Genomic DNA, 18,763 nt, shown 5'->3' with positions numbered 1-18,763 from the left:
TCATTTGCCTCCAGTTGCTGAACCGATCAGCATGGTGACGCCATCGATCGCAGCGACATAGCTGACGAAGGCGTCGCCTCTGACCTCGAAATTCTTATACTGATCGAAGCTTGCGCAAGCCGGTGACAGCATCACCGCCGCGGACTCCCGTTCATCCCTATCCGCGTCCGCGGCAGCATGTGCCACGGCGCGTTCCAGCGTGCCGGAAATCTCGTAAGGAACCTGATCGCCGAGCGTCGCCGCAAAGGCGGGTGCCGCCTCACCGATCAGATAGGCCTTGGCGATACGCGGAAAGAGCGGCGCCAGACTGGTGATGCCACCCTCCTTCGGCAGACCGCCCGCAATCCAGTAGATATTTTCGTAGCTCGAAAGCGCAGGCGCGGCCGCATCCGCATTGGTCGCCTTGGAATCGTTGACGAAGACAACCCGGCCGCGCTTTCCCACAGGCTGCATGCGATGCTTGAGGCCGGGGAAGGATTTCAGTCCGGCCCGGATCTCCTCGGCGGAAACGCCGACGGCGAGGCAGGCGGCAATTGCTGCGGCTGCGTTCTGTGCGTTATGGCCGCCGCGCAAGGTCTGGATACCGTCAAGATCAGCAATCTCGCTTGCCGCACCGTTCGATGCATTCAGGATGCGGCTGCCCTCGGCATAGAGGCCATCCGCCAGCGCATGCCGGCGCGAAATTCGCGTGACCTTGCCGCCGGCTCGCTCGATACGGTCGGCGATCAGGGAGGAATAGCTGTCGTCGACACCGACGACGGCGACATCACTGCCCGCGACAAGCCGCTCCTTGATGTCAGCATAGTGCTGCATCGTGCCATGGCGATCGAGATGATCGGGCGTCAGGTTCAGCAGAATGCCGGCGGACGGGTTGAGCGTCGGCGCCAGATCGATCTGATAGGAGGAGCACTCGACGACGTAGAAACGTCCGGACTTCGGCGGATCGAGCGTCAGCACCGCCGTACCGATATTGCCGCCGAGCTGCGTGTCGCGCCCGCTCGATTGCAGGATATGGGCGATCAGCGCCGTCGTCGTCGATTTGCCGTTCGTTCCGGTAATGGCGATGAACGGGCAATCCGGTGCATGTGCCCGCCGCTCTCTGACGAAAAGCTCGACATCGCCGATAATCTCAACGCCGGCAGCGTGGGCAAGATCGACGGTCCAGTGCGGCTTTGGATGCGTCAGCGGCACGCCGGGCGACAAAACGAAGACCGATAGACCATTCCAATCGATCGTTCTCAAATCGGCGACCGCTATCCCTTCGGCAGCCGCCTTCGCCACGCTGTCCGGATTATCGTCCCAGGCTGTGACGTCGGCGCCGCCGGCAACGAGAGCGCGCGCCGTGGCAAAGCCTGAGCCGCCAAGGCCGAAGAGAGCGACCTTTTTTCCGTTCAGCGTGGAGACTGATATCATCGAGGCCTCACCGCAGCTTCAGGGTGGAAAGGCCAATCATCGCCAGGATGACGGCGACGATCCAGAAACGCACGACGACCTGGCTCTCCGTCCAGCCCTTCTTTTCAAAGTGATGGTGGATGGGCGCCATCAGGAACACGCGGCGCTTCGTCATCTTGAAGAAACCGACCTGGATGATGACGGAAAGCGCCTCGAGCACGAAGAGACCGCCGATGATCGCCATGACGATCTCGTGCTTGGTGGCAACAGCGACCGAGCCGATCATGCCGCCGAGCGCCAGCGAACCGGTATCGCCCATGAAGATGGCCGCCGGCGGCGCATTGAACCAGAGGAAACCGAGGCCGGCGCCGATGACCGCGCCAAGCACCACGGCAAGCTCGCCCGTGCCGGGCACGAAATTGATCGCGAGATAGTCGGCGAAGACGAAGTTGCCGGCGAGGTAGGCGATGACGCCGAATGACGCGGCAGCGATCATGACGGGCACGATGGCAAGCCCGTCGAGACCGTCGGTCAGATTGACAGCATTGCCGGCGGCAACAATGACGAAAGCGCCAAAAAATACGAAGAACATGCCGAGATTAAGCAGCAGGCTTTTGAAGAAGGGGAAGGCGACCGACGAGCCGAAGGTCGAACCGGCCGGACCGGAAGACAGCGCCGTCGTCATCATGAAATAGACGGCAATCGCGGCAATCACGAATTCGATGCCCAAACGCGCACGGCCGGAAAAGCCCTTGTCGCTCTGCTTGGTGACCTTGAGATAGTCGTCATAGAAGCCGATGGCGCCGAAGCCGAGCGTTACCAGCAGGGTGGCGACGACATAGACATTGGCAAGATCAGCCCAAAGCAGCGACGAGACGACGATGCCGGCGAGGATCATCAGGCCGCCCATGGTCGGCGTGCCGGCCTTCTTGAAATGTGTCTGCGGACCATCGGCGCGGATCGGTTGCCCTTTGCCCTGCCGCACGCGCAGGGAAGAGATGATTCGCGGCCCGAAGAGAAAAACGATCAACGCTGACGTGAACAGGGCACCGCCGGTACGGAACGTGATGTATCTGAACAGATTGAGGAATCTGAAGTGGGTACTGAAAAAATGAATATGGTCCGACAGTTCGGCAAGCCAGATCAGCATAAGAGCCCTTTCTAAAGCCCCTGATGGGTATGGGGGCTCGTGTCGGAAAATGCGGGGAACTTGTCAAGCAAGCCCGCGATGATCTTTCCGAACCCCATTCCCAGCGACGATTTCACCATCAAGACATCGCCGGGGGCGACAGAATTGAGCGCGAATTCCGAGAGCTCCTCAGTCGTCTCGTGATATTCGACATGAACACTTTCCGGCAGCTCATCCCTCAAAGCCGCCATCTCCGGACCTGCCAGCCAGACATGCTCGATGCCGGCGGCCAGCAACGGCCCGGCAAGGTTGGCATGAACGCGCTGGGCATAATCCCCCATTTCCAACATGTCGCCGAGCATGGCGATCCGCCTGCCCGACCGTCCGCCTGGCCCTGCATGCGGCGATGTCGTCGCCAGCAGCGCGATGGCCGCGCGCATGGATGCGGGATTGGCGTTGTAGCTTTCGTCGATCAGCGTGAAATAGCCGTTGCCGATCGCGCGCTTGTGACGTTGACCCCTGCCCTTTTCCGGCTGCAGGTCTGCAAGGGCATCGACCGCCTGGTCGAGATCGGCCTCCACGAGCATGACGGCTCCGAGCACGGCAAGCGCATTTTCCGCGATATGGCGGCCGGGTGCGCCGAGCGCCACCTCCATGGTCTCGCCGCCAATCGTCAGCCAAAGTGTCGAATTCTCTTCCGAGGCGTTGAACTCAGCGAGGCGGACATCCGCCTTCGCATGCTGGCCGAAGCTATGGATATGCTCGATACCGGCTGCCATGGCAGCCTTCTCCAGCATTTCGAACTGATCATTGTCGTGATTGAGGATGGCATGACCACCCGGCACGACGCCGTCGAAAATCTCCGCCTTTGCGGCAGCAATCTCGGTGATGCTGTTGAAATTGCCGAGATGGGCCGGCGCTATCGTGGTGATGATCGCCACATGCGGCTGCACCATCTTGACGAGCGGCCTGATCTCTTCGGGATGGTTCATACCGATCTCGAAAACGCCGAAATCGGTATCTTCCGGCATGCGGGCCAATGTCAGCGGAACGCCCCAATGATTGTTGAAGGAAGCAACGGAGGCGTGCACCTTGCCCGAAGGCGTCAGCGCACGGCGCAGCATCTCCTTGGTCGTCGTCTTGCCGACCGAGCCGGTGACGGCGATGATCTTCGCCTGCGTGCGCTTACGGGCGGCGACACCGAGCCGCGCAAGCGCCGCCAATACGTCGTCCACAACGACTTTCGGCACGGTCAGGCTGCCCATCGCCGGCAGCCGTGCCTCACTGATCACGATGAAGGCGGCGCCGTTCGCCATAGCGATATTGGCATAGTCATGGCCGTCGACGCGATCGCCCTTGATGGCGAAAAAGGCTTCGCCTGGCTGGATGGAACGACTGTCTATGGAAATGCCCGTGATACCAGCGGGCAGCGATCCAACGAAGCGGCCCGAGATTGCAGCGATCAGATCCTCAGTTGTCCATAGCCAGCTCAAGACTTCAAATCCTCCAATGCTTTGCGCAATTCGGCATGATCGGAGAACGGTAGCGTGACGCCGCCGATCGTCTGACCTTCCTCATGCCCCTTACCGGCGACGATCAGCGTGTCGCCGGATTTCAGCAGACCGACAGCCTTGCGGATCGCTTCGGCGCGATCGCCGATCTCCGTCGCGCAAGCCGCAGCCGCCATGATTTCCGCGCGGATCGTCGCCGGATCCTCGGAGCGCGGATTGTCGTCGGTGACAACGACGACATCGGCAAGACGGCAGGCGATCTCGCCCATGATCGGACGCTTGCCGCGATCGCGATCGCCGCCGCAACCGAAGACGACGATGACGCGTCCCGTCGTGAACGGCCGCACCGAATTCAGGACGTTTTCCAGCGCATCCGGCTTGTGGGCATAGTCGACATAGGCGAGCGCACCGTCATGTGTATGACCGACAAGCTCCAGGCGGCCAGACGCACCGACGAGCCTTTCCAGCGCTGCCATGGCAACCGGTGCGGCAACACCTGTCGAAATGGCGAGGCCAGCTGCGACCAGCGCATTGGCAATCTGGAAATCGCCTGCGAGCGGGATATGAACTTCAAAGATGTCGTCGCCGACATGAACCTCGGCGATCTGCTTGTGGCGAAAGTGTTCGACGCGCTTCAACGTCAGGAAATCACCCTTGCGCCCGACAGTGCGGACATCATGCCCAGCCTCCTGTGCAGCGGCAATCGCCTGCGCGGACCAGGCATCATCGGCAAAGATAACGGCTGGTAAACCCTTCGGCAGCAGGTCGCGGAACAGCCGCATCTTGGCGGCCATGTAGTCCTCGATCGTCGGATGATAATCCATGTGATCACGGCCGAGATTGGTGAAGGCGGCAGCGGCAAGCTTCACGCCATCAAGCCGGAATTGGTCTAGGCCATGACTGGATGCTTCCATGGCCGCATGCGTGACGCCCTCGTCCGCCAATTCGCCAAGAAGCTTGTGCAGCGATACCGGATCGGGTGTGGTCAACGCGCCATATTCGTTGCGGCTGGGCGAAACGACGCCCGTCGTGCCGATCATGGCGGCCGGATGGCCGGCATGAGCCCAGATCTGACGTGTGAAGGAAGCAACCGAAGTCTTACCCGCAGTTCCCGTCACCGCCACCATCGTTTCCGGCTGCCGTCCGTAGAAACGTGCAGCGGCGACAGCAAGGAACCGGCGTGGCTCGGAGACCTGCAAGACGGGCACATTACCGGCATTGGCCTCATGACCCGCAATGATAACGGAGGCACCGCGCGAAACGGCATCGGCGATAAAGCTTGCGCCGTCGGCCTTTGTGCCGACAACGGCTGCGAACGCCATGCCTGGCGCCACCTTACGGCTGTCGGCGGAGATCCCGCTTATCTCAAGATCGCCAAGCGCTCCGCCAATGTGTGTGTTGAGTTCCGGAAACACGTTTCCGGCAATATCCCGCAAGTTCATCGAATGTACTTTTCGCCTTCTCGATCAGTCCGCCCCTCGCGAATCGACGTGTGTATTCTTTCACGCTTAATAAGACGCCAGCAAGGCCGAGTCATCTTTTCCAAAACTGGGCTGTACCCCGAGAATCGGCGCCGAGCGGGCGACGATATCACGGGCGATCGGCAAGGCCGTGAAGGCCGAAATCGTTCCGCCGCCGCGCTCGCCGCTCTTCGGCTCGTCGATGAAGGTCATGACTATGTATTGCGGATTGTCGATCGGAAACACGGCCATGAAGGTATTGAAATTCAGCGTATTGGAATACCGGCCGTTGACGACTTTATCGGCCGTGCCGGTCTTGCTGCCGACATTGTAACCGGGAACGCGTGCATTGCGACCCGAGCCTCTCGTGCCGTTGAACTCGAGCAGGAAGCGCACGTCATCGCTGGTGCTCTTCTTCACGACCATCTTGGCGATGGCGTCGGCCTGGTCGCGCGTGCGCGGCAGGAAGGTCGGCTCGATCAGCTTGCCGCCATTGACGAGCGCAGCACCGGCGACAGCTGTCTGCAGCGGCGTCGTCGAGACACCGTGACCGAAGGAGATCGTGATGGAGTTGATCTTCTTCCAGACGCGTGGCTGCGACGGCATTTTCACCTCGGGCAATTCGGTCTGCATCTTCGTGAGCAGGCCGATACGGGTGAGGAATTCCTTATGGCCATCGATACCGACGAGATCGGCGATCTTGGCCGTGCCGATATTCGAGGAATACTGAAAAATTTCAGGAACGGTCAGAACGCGACGCTGGCCGTGGAAATCCTTGATGGTAAAGCCACCGATGCGGATGGGGTTGGTGGCATCGAAGGCGTTACGCAACGTCACCTTGCCATCATCCAGCGCCATCGCCATGGTGAAGGTCTTGAAGGTCGATCCCATTTCGAACGTGCCGTTCGTCATGCGGTTGAGCCAGCCTTCCGTGGCGCCCTCATTCGGATAATTCGGATCGAAGTCGGGAGCCGAGGCCATGCCCAGCACCTCGCCCGTATGCACGTCGAGCACCGCGGCGCCTGCGCCCTTGGCCTGAAAATTCTTCACGGCGTTAACGACCGCGTCGCGGACAATACCCTGCACTCGCAGATCGATCGAAAGCTTGACTGGCTGCAGCGGCTGATCGCTGGTCATACCCGCAGCAGCGAGGTCGGCGAGCCCCTGGTCGTCGATATATTTCTCCATGCCCGCAACGCCGCGATTGTCGATATTGACGTAGCCGAGAATGTGGGGAGCAGTCGTACCGCCCGGATAGAAGCGGCGCTTCTCCGGACGGAAGCCGATGCCGGGAATGCCGAGTGCCAAAATCTGGTTCTGCTGCTTCGGCGTCAGCTGCCGACGCAGCCAGGCAAAATGCGAGGACTTCGCCGAAAGCTTCTTGTAGGTGGATTTGGTATCGAGATCCGGCAGGACCTTGCGCAATTCCTCGACAGCTTCGTCCGCGTCGATGATCTTATTCGGCTCGGCAAACAGCGAGACCGTGCGGATGTCGGTTGCCAGCAGAGCGCCGTTACGGTCGACGATATCAGGACGCGAGGCCATCAGACGATCCGGCGGCAGAATGCTCGACGTCATCTCAGGCAATGTCATGGCGAACTGGACAAGCCGGCCGCCGATCACGCAATAGACGGCGACGAAGCTTGCGACCAACAGGACGACGCGGCTTTTTGCCTGATTGGACTTGCGCTTGCGCACGCCCTCGAAGCTCGAGCGAGAAAAGCCGTCGCCTGGGCGGTTGTTGCCGTCGGTGGAGAAGTGAGCCCTGCTCTTCAGGACCATGATGCGAGAAAGAAAAGACATTATTCCCTCACCGATCCCGTTGCCATGTTGTCGACATCCGGCTTCTTACGCTTGGCAAGAGCCGGCGGTTTCGGTCGCGGCGCCGGCGCAGCAGCCACGTCGGCGATGGCCTTCCTGATCTGCGCATCCGTCGTATCGCCATTGCTCGAGGCGACTGCCGCGCCGCTTTTAACTCCACCCGCCTTGCCGCTCTTCGGATCATTGGAGGCTGTTACCGTTGGCGGCGGAAGCTGCGAGCGCAGCATCGGCAATTCGCTCGGCTGAACGATCGCCGTCGAGAGCGTCGGCTGCAGTTGCAGTTCGCCATTATAGTTATTGACGAGACGCTCGAGCCGGTTCGGCTGAGAAACCAGCGCCCAGTCCGCCTTGAGGAGATCGATCGTATCCCTCTCAAGCTTGATTTCGGATTCGAGGCGATGAACCTCTTCCAGCTTCAGCTCGGCACGATGCTTGATCGTATAAGTCACGCTGGCCATGGCCGTCATGACGCCGATCAGCACGATGTCAAAAGTCTTCAGCATCTTAGCCCCCAAGCTTTCCAAGACTGGCGAGACTGGGCAGATCGAAGATCGAAAGATCTGCCGCCTCCGCCGGAGCTAAGGTGCGAACCCCCGCACGCAACTTGGCCGAACGAGCGCGTGGATTGGCTTCCGCCTCAGCATCCCCAGCAGAAATCATCGACTTGCCGACGGGCTCGAAGGTGGCAGGCCGCTCGTTCACGATCGGCATGTGACGCGATCCGGCGGCACGACCCGAGCGGTCGGCAAAGAACTTCTTGACGATGCGATCCTCCAGCGAATGGAAGGTCACGACGACGAGGCGCCCGCCCGGCTTGAGGGCGCGCTCGGCGGCAAACAACGCCTGAGCCAGCTCACCGAGCTCGTCATTGACGAAAATCCGCAGGGCCTGAAAGACCCGCGTCGCTGGATGAATCTTGTCCTTCGCCTTTCGCGGCGTCACGACCTCGATCAACCCGGCCAGATCGCGAGTGGTCACGAAAGGAGCTTCCGCGCGCCGCTTCTCGATCGCATGAGCGATGCGCGGCGCCTGCTTTTCCTCGCCCAGAAACACGAAGATACGAATGAGATCGGCAAGCTTTGCACGGTTGACGACATCGGCAGCCGATACGCCGCTCGCCGACATACGCATATCGAGCGGACCGTTCTTACTGAAGGAGAAACCCCGCTCGGCCTCGTCGAGCTGCATGGAGGAAACGCCGATATCGAGCACGACGCCATCGAGGCCGCCGTCAGGCGCATGTTCGGCCAGCTGAGAAAACTGCGACTGAATGAGCTTGAGATGTCCGGCATGGGCGGAAACGAGCGCCTGCCCTGCAGCAATCGCTGTCGGATCGCGATCGAGCGCGATCACATTGGCGCCGGCCTTGAGGATGGCCGAGGTATAGCCGCCAGCCCCGAACGTTCCATCGAGGATGACCTTGCCGGGCGCCGGAGCCAGCACCTCCAACACCTCGGGAAGAAGAACCGGAATGTGACGAACCGGTCCGCCACCGGCATCAGAAGAACCTCCGCCTGAATTCGCCACCATTCCGTTTCCCCGCTCTATTCCGAGCGCCTGCCCGCCAGCCTGCGCCCCTCTCGTGCCTGCGACTGCAAGGCCAAGAAGGCCTCCGGTCGCCACAATTGAAAATGATCCGCCCGACCGACGAAGGTCACTTCGCCTGCGATCCCGGTGAAGTCGCGAATGAAATCCGTGACCATCAGCCGCCCTTCCGCATCGAGCTTCATGAAGACCCCGCCCCCGTGAATGAGGAGCGACATCTGGTTCGCCGCCGGCGAAAACGGATCGTCCGCCGCAATCTGCCGCTCGAAGCGATCGAGCAGATCGAGACCACCGATACTGATCGCCGGAAACACAAAATCCTGAAAGCAGTACAACTCCTGGATCTTGCGCTCGACCAGCACGGAACGAAACGCCGCCGGCACGGAAACCCGCCCCTTGGAATCGATCCTGTTGGTCGCGTTTGACAGGAAGCGGTTCATGACGCGAAACACCCGTCCCCCATGACCCGTAAGCCGCTACTCGCTTACAGGCACAGCCAAAATCGGACACAACTTCGCAAGCCGAAAGAGCCGACACCCCTTCGACACTCCCAGAACGGAAGCGATCATGGCTTTGCGATGATTGGGCTCTGATTTGCCCGTGTGCAGTGTGCTTTTGGGATACCATGGGACCATATGGGCGTCAATGGGATGAAGCCACGTCAGACGTGGCCACAGCCTGAATATTCATAAGACGTTAAGTTTAACGAAAGGTTAGGATCGGCTTCAGGAGACGTCCCGAAACGGATTGTTTTCACAGGTTAAAAACCTCGCCCGACAAGGCTGGAAAGCCCTGAATTCGGGGCATTCGGCAGCTTCAAAAATTATTTGGCGGAAGTGTTGGCCGCGCCGCTCGAAGTGACGCGATGATTTGCCAGTTGGCCTGTAAGCCGGGTTCTGTATGGCTCCGGCCGAGGCCGGAACGTGGCAGCCATTCATCTGGGACGCCGCTTGCGCGACGCCTCGTGCAACCCACCCGGATGACCGGCCCGGAAACAGGCTGGAGGGCTTGCGCGCTCCGTGTCATCCCTATTCGGTTTTGCTCCCGGTGGGGTTTTCCGTGCCGTCGCTGTTGCCAGAGACGCGGTGGGCTCTTACCCCACCCTTTCACCCTTACCCGATCCGAAGATCGAGCGGTTTGCTTTCTGTGGCACTTTCCCTGAGGTTTCCCCCGCCGGACGTTATCCGGCACCGTGTTTCCGTGGAGCCCGGACTTTCCTCACCCCATCGCCTTTCGGCATTGATGAAGCGCGGCTGCCCGGCCAACTGGCACAGGCTCATTAACCGAGACCGCCCACAATTGCCACCGAAATATGCTGGTTTGTGAAAAGCGGATGTCAATTGCGGAAATGCGCTGAGAAATCCGTGCTGTAGCCTTCGTCCTTGATTCGACCTGTAAGCAGCAGCTCCGCCCCGAGCCGGCCTATTTCATCGGAACTCTTGGCGGCAGTACCGCAGCCCCCCGTCAGAACCGCAACACGTGGTGAAGATGTGTAACCGATCATGGGATAGCCGGTCGGCGAATAGGAGACAGCGCAGGAATTGGTGAAAGCCGGTGGCCGCCTGACGCCGGGAACGAGCTGATGGAATATCCGCACCAGATGCTCGCGCGCCTTGTCGCGGCCGGCGGTGCGGAACCAGGCACGCAGCTCCGTCTCGGTCATGAATTGCAGATCATCGGGGTCGCCACCGATTTTCATGTAATATTTGCCGTCCGGATAGCGGATCGGCGGCAGCATATAGATGCTGTCCACGTCATCAGCTGCCTTCGATATCAGCGACGGCATGCCGGAAAGGGCTTCGGCTTCCGTCTCGCTCACCTCGAAGAAAGTGACCGTGCGGCCATAAACCTTCATCTCAACAGGTCGCGGCAAGAGATTCTCGGCAATGGAGAAACCGCCGGCGGCGAGCAATATCTTTTCGGCGCTGAATGTCTCGCCCTCTGCAGTCGTCACGACAGCTAGGCCGCTCTCGTCGCGGATCGATAGCGCCGTCTGCTTGATGACCCGCGCGCCTGCCTTTTCCGCCAACAGGGATTGTGCCTTGACCAGCCGGCGCGGGCTGATGTGGCCGGCCCCGTGCGGTTCGAAGACCCCTTCGCTTCCCGATGCGAAGGAGAAGAAGGGAAACTTCACCTTGAGTTCGACATCATCGAGGATATCGGTTTGCACGCCGAGCCGCCGAGCCGCTTCTACGACATCGCCGACATAAGCTATTTCACCGCCCCGCTTCGGCCCGACAACAAGGCAGCCAACCGGGGCATAGAATTGAATGCCGCTATCCCGTTCGATATCCGCATAACGGGCGATCGAACGGTTTGCGAGACGAGCCCAGTCCGTGTCCGGGTCGATCGTGCGCGTGATGCGGCCTTCGTCGTAATGACTGCCGAATACGCCCTGATGGCTGGCGCGATCTTCAGGTTCATCCGGCCCGATGACGGCAACCCCGTCCGTTCGGTTTGCCAGGTGACGGGCAGCGGCTGCCCCCATCATGCCCCGGCCAACGACGATGAACCTGAAATCCGCTGCCATGCTGTAACCCTCATCCATAGTCGCGATTTCGATAGCACGGAAAGCGATTCCGCCCTACCCGAAATGCTAGCATGAATGTCAGTCCAGAAGTGCAAGCACCTTGCCGCAATAGCGCTTCGAGATCGGGTTCATGCGCGTGGCGCCATGGCCGGCATTGTATTTGAGGATGGTGTTGCAGGTCGGTCCACCGCCGAGATCCTGCGCCATGGCGAGATATTTCATGCCGAACTTGATGTTCGTTTCGGGATCGTAGAGATCTTTGGTGCGGCCGGTATAGCCCATCAGCTTGGCGGTCGCCGGCTTGATCTGCATCAGGCCGATTTCGCCTGCACTTCCACGAGTTTTCGGATTGAAATTGCTTTCGATCCGGATGACGGCAGTGGCGAGTTCAACTGCAACGCCGTTTTGTTTTGCATATTTGGCAATCAGCGCGGAATAGCGATTTTGCCGTGCGAAGGAGGTCTCGGCGTCGCGCAATTCGGCGGGAACATTGGGAACCGGAAAGCCGGTGGTGCGGCTGACGATCTTGAGAGGAACCGTTTTCTGCTTTGCGTGGCGCTCGCCCGCAGAGGCGCAATCGTATCCCACCAGCAGCACGCCCACGCATGCCACAGCCGCAACAATCAAATTTTTCATGTAGTCTTTTGTCTCCAGGGGCGGGACCACAGATAGCGCAAGCCATCACGTCCGGCTGGAGGCAAAAAGAGCCGCCGGAATGCACAGTCCCCATTAGTCGTCTACGGTCGCGCGACACACAAACCCAGACGGCGCGACCGCCGTTCAGCGAGCGTCGTTAGACCAATGCAATGCGGAGATAATAGGGAAAAGCTGTGGCGCAGCAGGGAGTTACGCTTTTTTACATCCATAGCCGGCTATAAATGCAAAGGACACGATCGAACGAATTAGGAATAACGGGGCAAAGCCGAGAGCAGGCGATGCAGCGTATCGATCGTGGAGAAGTCAGCAATGCCGTCCACTCGCTCCTGCCGGAAATGGCGCTGGAAGGCTTCAACGTCGCCCTTCAATTTTTCCGAGAATTCGCCATTTATTTCAGTGCTATAGCCATAAAGCGAAAGCATCGACTGCAAGGCTTCGATCGGCTGTCCCACATCACCCTTTTGGAAGAATCGGCCGCCGGTGATCGAAGCCGGCTCAACCCAGTGCCCGACACCGGCCGCAGCCAGTCGCGCCCAGGGGAATTTCTCACCCGGATCGACCTTGCGCACCGGCGCAACATCGGAGTGTCCAAGCACACGTTCGGGCGCGATTGCCCAGCGTTGGCCGCAATCGCGACACAGTTCGATCACCGCCTCGACCTGAGCATCAGGGAATTCAGGCAGTCCGCCGGGATGGCCGGCATTGGCGATCTCGATGCCGATAGACGCTGAATTGATATCGGTCTCGCCATGCCATGAGCTCTTGCCCGCATGCCAGGCACGACGCTCTTCCGGGACTAGCTGCATGACGCGCCCATCCTCGAAGACGAAATAATGGCTGGACACCTGGCTCTCCGGACGACAGAGCCAATTGAGAGCGCCCTCAGCCGTGCCCATGCCGGTATAATGCAGAAGGATGATGTCAGGCCGACGCCCATCCCGCCTCTCGCTATGATTCGGCGAAGGCTGCACATGGGCGCGAGCGAAATCGGCCTTGAATGCACTCATGCTGCGCGGCGTTCTTTCTCGATCTCGGCATAAGCCGCATTCAGAGCCGCCATGCGCTCGTTGGCGATGACATGGAACTCTTCCGGCACCCCACGCGACACGAGGCGATCCGGATGGTTCTCGTAGACGAGGCCATGGTAACGGCGGCGGATGGTCGGGAAATCGTCGTGGCGCGAGACACCGAGCACCTTATAGGGATCGCGACCGCCAACGTTTACATGGCGGGCCATGATCTGCTCGAACCGCTCCTCGCTCATATGGAAGATTTCGGCTACATGCTGAAGGAAATCCATTTCCTTCTCATGGATCAGGCCGTCGGCCTTGGCGATATGGAAAAGACCGTCGAGCACGTCTTCCAGCACCGGGCAATTCTTCGTGCAGGTCTCGCAAAGGGAGGACAGCCGCTCCGCATAGGCTTCGTAGCCGGCCACGTCCTGGCGCGCCAGATTATAAAGACGGGCGACATTTTTCGCTTGATCAGACGGAAATTCGAAGATCTCCCGAAATGCATTGACTTCGTTTTCCGTCACCACGCCATCTGCTTTCGCCATTTTGGCGGAAAGAGCGATTATAGCGACGGAAAATGCCACCTTACGGCGCGTTTCCGGATCGCCTTCGAAGACGGTGCGAATAGCCTCGACCACCGCCGACAGGGCATTGCCGGCAGTGCTACCGATAGCATTCAGCAATTTTTCCCAGAACGACATGCCGGTCTCGATATCCTACTAAACAGTAGAACACCTTGATCAAATAATGGTTGCCATTGCAAGCAGTCCATTCGTCGCAAGCCCGAAAACACTTTTCACAATTTGGTAATGATGCTGCAAATGCGAACGTCGTCCGAACGCCCTCGCCCGGCTTTTGAAGACGAAACAAACCACCGCTTTCTTAAATTCTTTACTTTACACCCTTGCCTGCCTGTCGCATCCATTCCACCGCAACCATTGAAATGAAGCAGCTTGCCTGCAAGGAGGATCCCATGGCCAAACAGAAAGTCGCAATGCTCACTGCCGGTGGATTGGCGCCCTGCCTTTCGTCTGCCGTTGGCGGGCTGATCCAGCGCTATAGCGATGTGGCGCCTGATCTCGACATGATAGCCTATCGTTCCGGCTATCAGGGGGTTCTGCTGGGTGACAGCATCGAGGTGACGCAGGCCATGCGCGAAAAGGCCTATCTGCTGCATCGCTATGGCGGCTCGCCGATCGGCAACAGCCGCGTCAAGCTCACCAATATCGCAGACTGCGTGAAGCGTGGCCTAGTCAAGGAAGGCGAAAACCCGTTGCGCGTCGCAGCCGAGCGACTGGCCTCCGATGGCGTCACCATCCTTCACACGATCGGGGGCGACGATACCAACACGACGGCGGCCGATCTTGCTGCCTATCTTGGCGCCAATGGCTATGATCTGACTGTCGTCGGCCTGCCGAAAACCGTTGATAACGATGTCGTGCCGATCCGTCAGTCCCTCGGCGCCTGGACGGCGGCCGAGGTCGGCGCTCACTTCTTCGACAATGTCAGCAACGAACAGACCGCCGCACCGAAAACGCTCGTCATTCATGAAGTGATGGGCCGCCACTGTGGCTGGCTGACGGCGGCAACCGCGCGCGCCTATATCCAGAAGAGCAGCGCGAACGAATATGTCGAAGGCTTCATGATGAATGCCGAGATGAAGGGTATCGACGGCCTCTATCTGCCGGAAATGGCATTCGATATCGAGGTGGAAGGCGAACGCCTGCGCAATATCATGGAGAAGACCGGCCAGGTGACGCTCTTCGTATCGGAAGGCGCCGGCCTCGACGCCATCGTCGCCGAACGGGAAGCCTCCGGCGAAACCGTCAAGCGCGACGCCTTCGGCCACGTAAAGATCGACACAATCAACGTCGGTGGCTGGTTCCAGAAACAATTCGCTGCGATCATCGGCGCCGAACGCTCCATGGTGCAGAAGTCGGGTTATTTCGCACGCTCCGCCCCCGCAAACGGCGAGGACCTCCGCCTGATCCAGGGCATGGTCGACCTCGCGGTGGAAAATGCGCTCAATAAAGTGTCGGGTGTCACGGGACATGATGAAGGTCAGGGCGGCAAGCTGCGCGTCATCGAGTTTCCGCGCATCAAGGGCGGCAAGGCCTTCGATATTTCCACTCCCTGGTTCGCCGAGGTCATGGATCATATCGGGCAGAAATACTCACAAGCCTGACCGAATGGTGATCAACCGGACCGATTGGCGATCAATCGGCCTAATCGGTGGTCAATCCGCCTGATTGACAATCAGGCGGATTGACGGATCGCAAATCCAATGTCTTTGCTGACGGCGGAAGAGGAATAGAGGAGGATTCTATGTCCATCGAAACCTGGCTCGCTTTCGCCGCCGCGTCCTGTATCATGTTGGCCATACCGGGTCCGACCATTCTCCTGGTGATATCCTATGCGCTCGGCCACGGCCGCAAGACGGCGCTGGCAACGGTGACTGGTGTCACGCTTGGGGATTTCACAGCAATGACCGCATCGCTAGCCGGTCTCGGCGCTCTTCTCGCCACATCAGCGACACTATTCACGATTCTTAAGCTGATCGGCGCAGCCTACCTCGTTTTCCTCGGAATCAAGCTCTGGAGAGCCCCGATTGTGACGGGTCCTCTAGGCGACAATGACAATCTCCCAGAGGAAAAACCGTTAAAAATTCTCTTACACGCATATGTTGTAACGGCTCTCAACCCGAAAAGCATCGTCTTTTTCATTGCATTCGTTCCGCAATTTCTCGACATGTCGAAGCCATTTCTTCAGCAAACGCTTATTCTAGAGGCAACTTTCCTCACCTTGGCGGCCTTGAATTCGCTTATTTACGTGTTCGTCGCCGATATGGCACGTGGCTTCATCCGCAAGGCAAGCGTGCAACGCGTCGTTAACAGAACCGGCGGAACCCTGTTGATTGCAGCCGGTGCAGTGACCGCCGGATACCGTCGGATGGCGGCCTGAGGCGGCGCAGGGTTGCGGGGTGATCACGGATAGGTTAATGGGGATTCATAATTTTATCGATCCTGTGACCGAATTTGGCGGTCCTGTGGCCGAATTGCATCGAAATTAGGTTTGGTTTTTTCGAAAGTGACAGAATGGTAACGATCGGATTTCCCAGCCTGAAGCGCAGCGTTGCCTTGTCGGCAGTGATGTGCGGCGCTCTCGCCGGGTGCGCAAGCACTCAGCAGCAGCAGACGTCTCAGGCAGAACTCCCGTCGGCACATGCCAACGTGCCGCATCCGAATACGACCCTGACCGCCACCGGCGCAACCGCGCCTGCAGGCGGCATCGCAGTGGCTGCGGTATCGCCGAATTTCATCGGTCCGCGGCAGCCGCAACAAACAGCAATGGCAAAGTCCGGTCGCGTTGCTCCGGCTACGACAAACGTTGCTGCCGCAAGCCAGCAGCAGATGGACGCGGGACGTTTCGGCACGCCTGTAGCGAACGCTGCCAATCAGGGAACCGCCGCAATCGCTGCCGCAACGGGCGCTCCCGCGGGCAGCACGTCAGCCGCAGCGGCCTATGCAGCATCCGACCTGCCCCTGGTGCCTTCCGTGGTCGCGATCCCCATGCCCAATCCGGCGCGTCCCGGTGATGCCGCACTCACACCAGTCTCCTCCTCCGTGGCTCAGAGCCAGACGACCATTCCGATGACCTCGGATGTTGCAGCCATTCAGGTCGCCGTGCCGACGCCACGTCCTGGTTCGATGCCGCAGGCTGAAGTCGCCTTTGCCACGCCCGCGCAGATCGGTGTTCCGCGCTATGCGGACAACCGTATGCATTACGACTTCAATTTCGACAGTAGCGGTCCGACGGTCGTTCCGGCTGTCATGACCACCACCAACACCGCGAATTACGATTCCGATGTTCCGGCTGAGGAAAAGAGCTACGTTTCCAAGCTCATCCAGAAATACGCCAAGCTTTACGAAATTCCGGAATCCCTGATCCATCGCGTCGTTCACCGCGAAAGCCGCTACAATCCGAAAGCCTATAACCGCGCTGGATATTTCGGCCTGATGCAGATCAAGTATAATACGGCGAAGTCCATGGGCTACGAAGGCCCGGCGTCCGGCCTTCTTGATGCCGAAACCAACATCAAATATGCCGCCAAATATCTGCGCGGCGCCTGGATGACGGCGGACAGCAAGGCTCAAAACAAGGAAGCCAATGCCGTCCAGCTTTATGCCCGTGGCTACTACTACGACGCCAAACGCAAGGGCCTGACGGACGTCGCCAACGGCAATTACTGATTTTATCGTGATCGTTCTGAAAAGCCGGCCTAGTTCGTGGCCGGCTTTATCACATCCATGATCCGCTTCAGCAGGATTTGCGGCCGATAATCCGCCCAGGTTGGCGTCAGCCCCATCCGCACGACGATGAGATTGGCGGACGGGACGATCGCAACCGTTTGGCCGTCGTGACCAGTCATCCAAAAAGTATCCGCGGGCAAACCGAATTGGGCATTCGAGCCGCCAGGACCCGCAAGCCAGGTCTGAACCTGCGAGTAGACACCCTCGGAGGCGTTCGTGGGCGTGCGCATAGCGCCGACAAAACCTTCCGGCAGCAGGCGGTGCCCATTCCAGACGCCGTCCTGCAGCAAAAAGAGACCAAAGCGCGCCCAGTCGCGGGCGTTGGCATAGAGATAGGAGCTGCCGACAAAGGTGCCGCGCTCATCGGCCTCGAAAACGGCACTGTACATGCCGAGCGGTCCGAAAAGTGCCTCGCGCGGATAGGAAATGGCAGCGCTCAGATTGGGCAGCCGGTTCATCCAAAGGCGCGAAAGCAGCGCTGCTGTACCGCTGGAATAACTGAAACGCTCACCCGGTGCTGCCAACTGATGCGCGTTGGCTGCTATGCTGGTCACGTCCGCGTCGAGATAGAGCATGCGCGTTACATCCGATACGGTGCCATAGGATTCGTTGAACGCAAGCCCGCTTTCCATGGCAAGAAGATCGCTGAGCTTGATGTCCTTGCGCGAGTCAGCGCTCCATTGCGGCAGAAGATTTTGATCGTCGAAGGACATGCGCCCGGCCAGCATGAGTCGGCCGATGATTGCGGCGTTGACCGTCTTGGTCATCGACCAGCCGATCAGCGGCGTTGCCTTACTGAAGCCATCGCCATAGGTTTCGGCGACAATGCGCCCGTCTTTGACGACAACGATCGCGCGCATGGCGGGCCCGGCGAGATCCGAATTCGATACGATATCGGCAAGCTTCGCACCGACATCGCCCTGACCGAGGTTTACCATATCCCCATCCGGCCACACCGCATCGTTCTTCGGCGCCTTCACCTTGTTAAGGAAGACGGCACTACGGGCCGTTTGCAGATCGCCATCCGGCACCAGCGCACAACCGAGCGCGCCGCGATAGAGCGCACGGTTCGGCGCGAACAATCCCAAGAACCGGGCCGTGACCACGCCCTCATCCCGGTCAACATAGACGCGAATGAGCTTCAATGCCGGATTGCCTGGAGCCTGTACATCCTCCTCCATCACCTTGTCCGGGTCCCGCTTGGCCACGAACGTATTGGAGCAGACGATCTTTGCCGCGTAGCCATCGCCGACCTTCAGCAATTCCGGCGGATAAAGAGAGAGCCAGACGGCCCCGCCGGCGACAATGATCAGCAGCAGAACAATAAGAGCCCCGATCACTCTCGATATCAAACGCATGTCACATATTCTCCAGAAAGGTAGGCGGAGACAATCA

At 59.5% G+C, this 18,763-nt stretch carries 16 protein-coding genes and 1 other RNA gene; 3 read left to right on the top strand and 14 right to left on the bottom strand.

Annotated features, from left to right (window positions below; translation table 11 throughout):
• The 13 genes from murD to PH562_RS02955 all read right to left on the bottom strand — a co-directional run bounded on the left by murD (position 1) and on the right by PH562_RS02955 (position 13,759).
• Positions 1–1,413, bottom strand: coding sequence for a UDP-N-acetylmuramoyl-L-alanine--D-glutamate ligase (murD, locus tag PH562_RS03015; protein WP_285171362.1), 1,413 nt, complete (start codon positions 1,411–1,413; stop codon positions 1–3).
• A 7-nt stretch (positions 1,414–1,420) separates the two neighbouring features.
• On the bottom strand, positions 1,421–2,542 hold the full coding sequence (mraY, locus tag PH562_RS03010) for a phospho-N-acetylmuramoyl-pentapeptide-transferase (RefSeq protein ID WP_113230504.1): 1,122 nt from the start codon (positions 2,540–2,542) through the stop codon (positions 1,421–1,423).
• 11 nt (positions 2,543–2,553) lie between these two features.
• Positions 2,554–4,014, bottom strand: a complete 1,461-nt coding sequence (locus PH562_RS03005) for a UDP-N-acetylmuramoylalanyl-D-glutamyl-2,6-diaminopimelate--D-alanyl-D-alanine ligase (protein ID WP_113230503.1) — start codon at positions 4,012–4,014, stop codon at positions 2,554–2,556.
• A complete protein-coding gene (locus tag PH562_RS03000; RefSeq protein ID WP_285171360.1) occupies positions 4,011–5,474 on the bottom strand; it encodes a UDP-N-acetylmuramoyl-L-alanyl-D-glutamate--2,6-diaminopimelate ligase in 1,464 nt (487 codons plus the stop codon). Before PH562_RS03000 ends, PH562_RS03005 begins: the two co-directional genes overlap by 4 nt.
• 66 nt (positions 5,475–5,540) lie before the next feature.
• On the bottom strand, positions 5,541–7,295 hold the full coding sequence (locus PH562_RS02995) for a peptidoglycan D,D-transpeptidase FtsI family protein (RefSeq protein WP_285171359.1): 1,755 nt from the start codon (positions 7,293–7,295) through the stop codon (positions 5,541–5,543).
• Positions 7,295–7,816, bottom strand: coding sequence for a cell division protein FtsL (gene ftsL, locus PH562_RS02990; RefSeq protein WP_285171358.1), 522 nt, complete (start codon positions 7,814–7,816; stop codon positions 7,295–7,297). The genes PH562_RS02995 and ftsL overlap by 1 nt, the downstream gene beginning before the upstream one ends.
• A 1-nt stretch (position 7,817) precedes the next feature.
• On the bottom strand, positions 7,818–8,843 hold the full coding sequence (gene rsmH, locus PH562_RS02985) for a 16S rRNA (cytosine(1402)-N(4))-methyltransferase RsmH (RefSeq protein ID WP_285171357.1): 1,026 nt from the start codon (positions 8,841–8,843) through the stop codon (positions 7,818–7,820).
• 14 nt (positions 8,844–8,857) lie between these two features.
• On the bottom strand, positions 8,858–9,298 hold the full coding sequence (gene mraZ, locus PH562_RS02980; RefSeq protein ID WP_285171356.1) for a division/cell wall cluster transcriptional repressor MraZ: 441 nt from the start codon (positions 9,296–9,298) through the stop codon (positions 8,858–8,860).
• A 429-nt stretch (positions 9,299–9,727) separates the two neighbouring features.
• An RNA gene (gene rnpB / locus PH562_RS02975) (RNase P RNA component class A) lies at positions 9,728–10,127 on the bottom strand.
• Between the two features lie 67 nt (positions 10,128–10,194).
• Positions 10,195–11,388 (bottom strand): NAD(P)/FAD-dependent oxidoreductase, encoded by a 1,194-nt coding sequence (locus PH562_RS02970; RefSeq protein ID WP_285171355.1) that lies wholly within the window; start codon positions 11,386–11,388, stop codon positions 10,195–10,197.
• A gap of 78 nt (positions 11,389–11,466) precedes the next feature.
• A complete protein-coding gene (locus PH562_RS02965; protein ID WP_285171354.1) occupies positions 11,467–12,024 on the bottom strand; it encodes a lytic transglycosylase domain-containing protein in 558 nt (185 codons plus the stop codon).
• Between the two features lie 266 nt (positions 12,025–12,290).
• On the bottom strand, positions 12,291–13,052 hold the full coding sequence (locus PH562_RS02960; RefSeq protein ID WP_285171353.1) for an N-acetylmuramoyl-L-alanine amidase: 762 nt from the start codon (positions 13,050–13,052) through the stop codon (positions 12,291–12,293).
• Positions 13,049–13,759 carry a J domain-containing protein gene (locus tag PH562_RS02955; protein WP_285171352.1) on the bottom strand — a complete coding sequence of 237 codons (711 nt, stop codon included), beginning with the start codon at positions 13,757–13,759 and terminating at the stop codon, positions 13,049–13,051. The genes PH562_RS02960 and PH562_RS02955 overlap by 4 nt, the downstream gene beginning before the upstream one ends.
• A gap of 272 nt (positions 13,760–14,031) precedes the next feature.
• Here PH562_RS02955 and PH562_RS02950 point away from each other — a divergent pair, with 272 nt between their 5' ends.
• The 3 genes from PH562_RS02950 (at position 14,032) to PH562_RS02940 (ending at position 17,308) form a co-directional block, all read left to right on the top strand.
• Positions 14,032–15,243 carry a pyrophosphate--fructose-6-phosphate 1-phosphotransferase gene (locus tag PH562_RS02950; RefSeq protein ID WP_285171350.1) on the top strand — a complete coding sequence of 404 codons (1,212 nt, stop codon included), beginning with the start codon at positions 14,032–14,034 and terminating at the stop codon, positions 15,241–15,243.
• A gap of 140 nt (positions 15,244–15,383) precedes the next feature.
• Positions 15,384–16,019: a LysE family translocator gene (locus PH562_RS02945; protein ID WP_113230495.1), complete on the top strand. Its 636-nt coding sequence runs from the start codon at positions 15,384–15,386 to the stop codon at positions 16,017–16,019.
• A gap of 134 nt (positions 16,020–16,153) precedes the next feature.
• Entirely contained in the window at positions 16,154–17,308 is a 1,155-nt protein-coding gene (locus PH562_RS02940; RefSeq protein ID WP_285171349.1) for a lytic transglycosylase domain-containing protein, read from the top strand.
• 29 nt (positions 17,309–17,337) lie between these two features.
• Here PH562_RS02940 and PH562_RS02935 read toward each other — a convergent pair whose 3' ends face one another.
• The gene (locus PH562_RS02935; RefSeq protein WP_285171347.1) at positions 17,338–18,726 is read right to left on the bottom strand and encodes a serine hydrolase domain-containing protein; all 1,389 of its coding nucleotides are present in this window, start codon (positions 18,724–18,726) and stop codon (positions 17,338–17,340) included.
• Positions 18,727–18,763 lie beyond the last annotated feature (37 nt).

It is taken from the genome of Rhizobium centroccidentale (assembly GCF_030182565.1).
GTDB lineage: Bacteria > Pseudomonadota > Alphaproteobacteria > Rhizobiales > Rhizobiaceae > Rhizobium.
The sequence above is the reverse complement of the archived record's forward strand: the minus strand, read 5'-3'. Positions and strand labels throughout refer to the sequence as shown.

What these genes read in the sequence shown, in the direction of transcription:
- PH562_RS02965 (WP_285171354.1), bottom strand. Translation starts at nt 12,024, where the DNA reads ATGAAAAATTTGATTGTTGCGGCTGTGGCATGCGTGGGCGTGCTGCTG.
- PH562_RS03000 (WP_285171360.1), bottom strand. Translation starts at nt 5,474, where the DNA reads ATGAACTTGCGGGATATTGCCGGAAACGTGTTTCCGGAACTCAACACA.
- PH562_RS02940 (WP_285171349.1), top strand. Translation starts at nt 16,154, where the DNA reads ATGGTAACGATCGGATTTCCCAGCCTGAAGCGCAGCGTTGCCTTGTCG.
- rsmH (WP_285171357.1), bottom strand. Translation starts at nt 8,843, where the DNA reads ATGGTGGCGAATTCAGGCGGAGGTTCTTCTGATGCCGGTGGCGGACCG.
- mraY (WP_113230504.1), bottom strand. Translation starts at nt 2,542, where the DNA reads ATGCTGATCTGGCTTGCCGAACTGTCGGACCATATTCATTTTTTCAGT.
- mraZ (WP_285171356.1), bottom strand. Translation starts at nt 9,298, where the DNA reads ATGAACCGCTTCCTGTCAAACGCGACCAACAGGATCGATTCCAAGGGG.
- ftsL (WP_285171358.1), bottom strand. Translation starts at nt 7,816, where the DNA reads ATGCTGAAGACTTTTGACATCGTGCTGATCGGCGTCATGACGGCCATG.
- PH562_RS02945 (WP_113230495.1), top strand. Translation starts at nt 15,384, where the DNA reads ATGTCCATCGAAACCTGGCTCGCTTTCGCCGCCGCGTCCTGTATCATG.
- PH562_RS02955 (WP_285171352.1), bottom strand. Translation starts at nt 13,759, where the DNA reads ATGTCGTTCTGGGAAAAATTGCTGAATGCTATCGGTAGCACTGCCGGC.
- PH562_RS02950 (WP_285171350.1), top strand. Translation starts at nt 14,032, where the DNA reads ATGGCCAAACAGAAAGTCGCAATGCTCACTGCCGGTGGATTGGCGCCC.
- PH562_RS02960 (WP_285171353.1), bottom strand. Translation starts at nt 13,052, where the DNA reads ATGAGTGCATTCAAGGCCGATTTCGCTCGCGCCCATGTGCAGCCTTCG.
- murD (WP_285171362.1), bottom strand. Translation starts at nt 1,413, where the DNA reads ATGATATCAGTCTCCACGCTGAACGGAAAAAAGGTCGCTCTCTTCGGC.
- PH562_RS02970 (WP_285171355.1), bottom strand. Translation starts at nt 11,388, where the DNA reads ATGGCAGCGGATTTCAGGTTCATCGTCGTTGGCCGGGGCATGATGGGG.
- PH562_RS02935 (WP_285171347.1), bottom strand. Translation starts at nt 18,726, where the DNA reads ATGCGTTTGATATCGAGAGTGATCGGGGCTCTTATTGTTCTGCTGCTG.
- PH562_RS02995 (WP_285171359.1), bottom strand. Translation starts at nt 7,295, where the DNA reads ATGTCTTTTCTTTCTCGCATCATGGTCCTGAAGAGCAGGGCTCACTTC.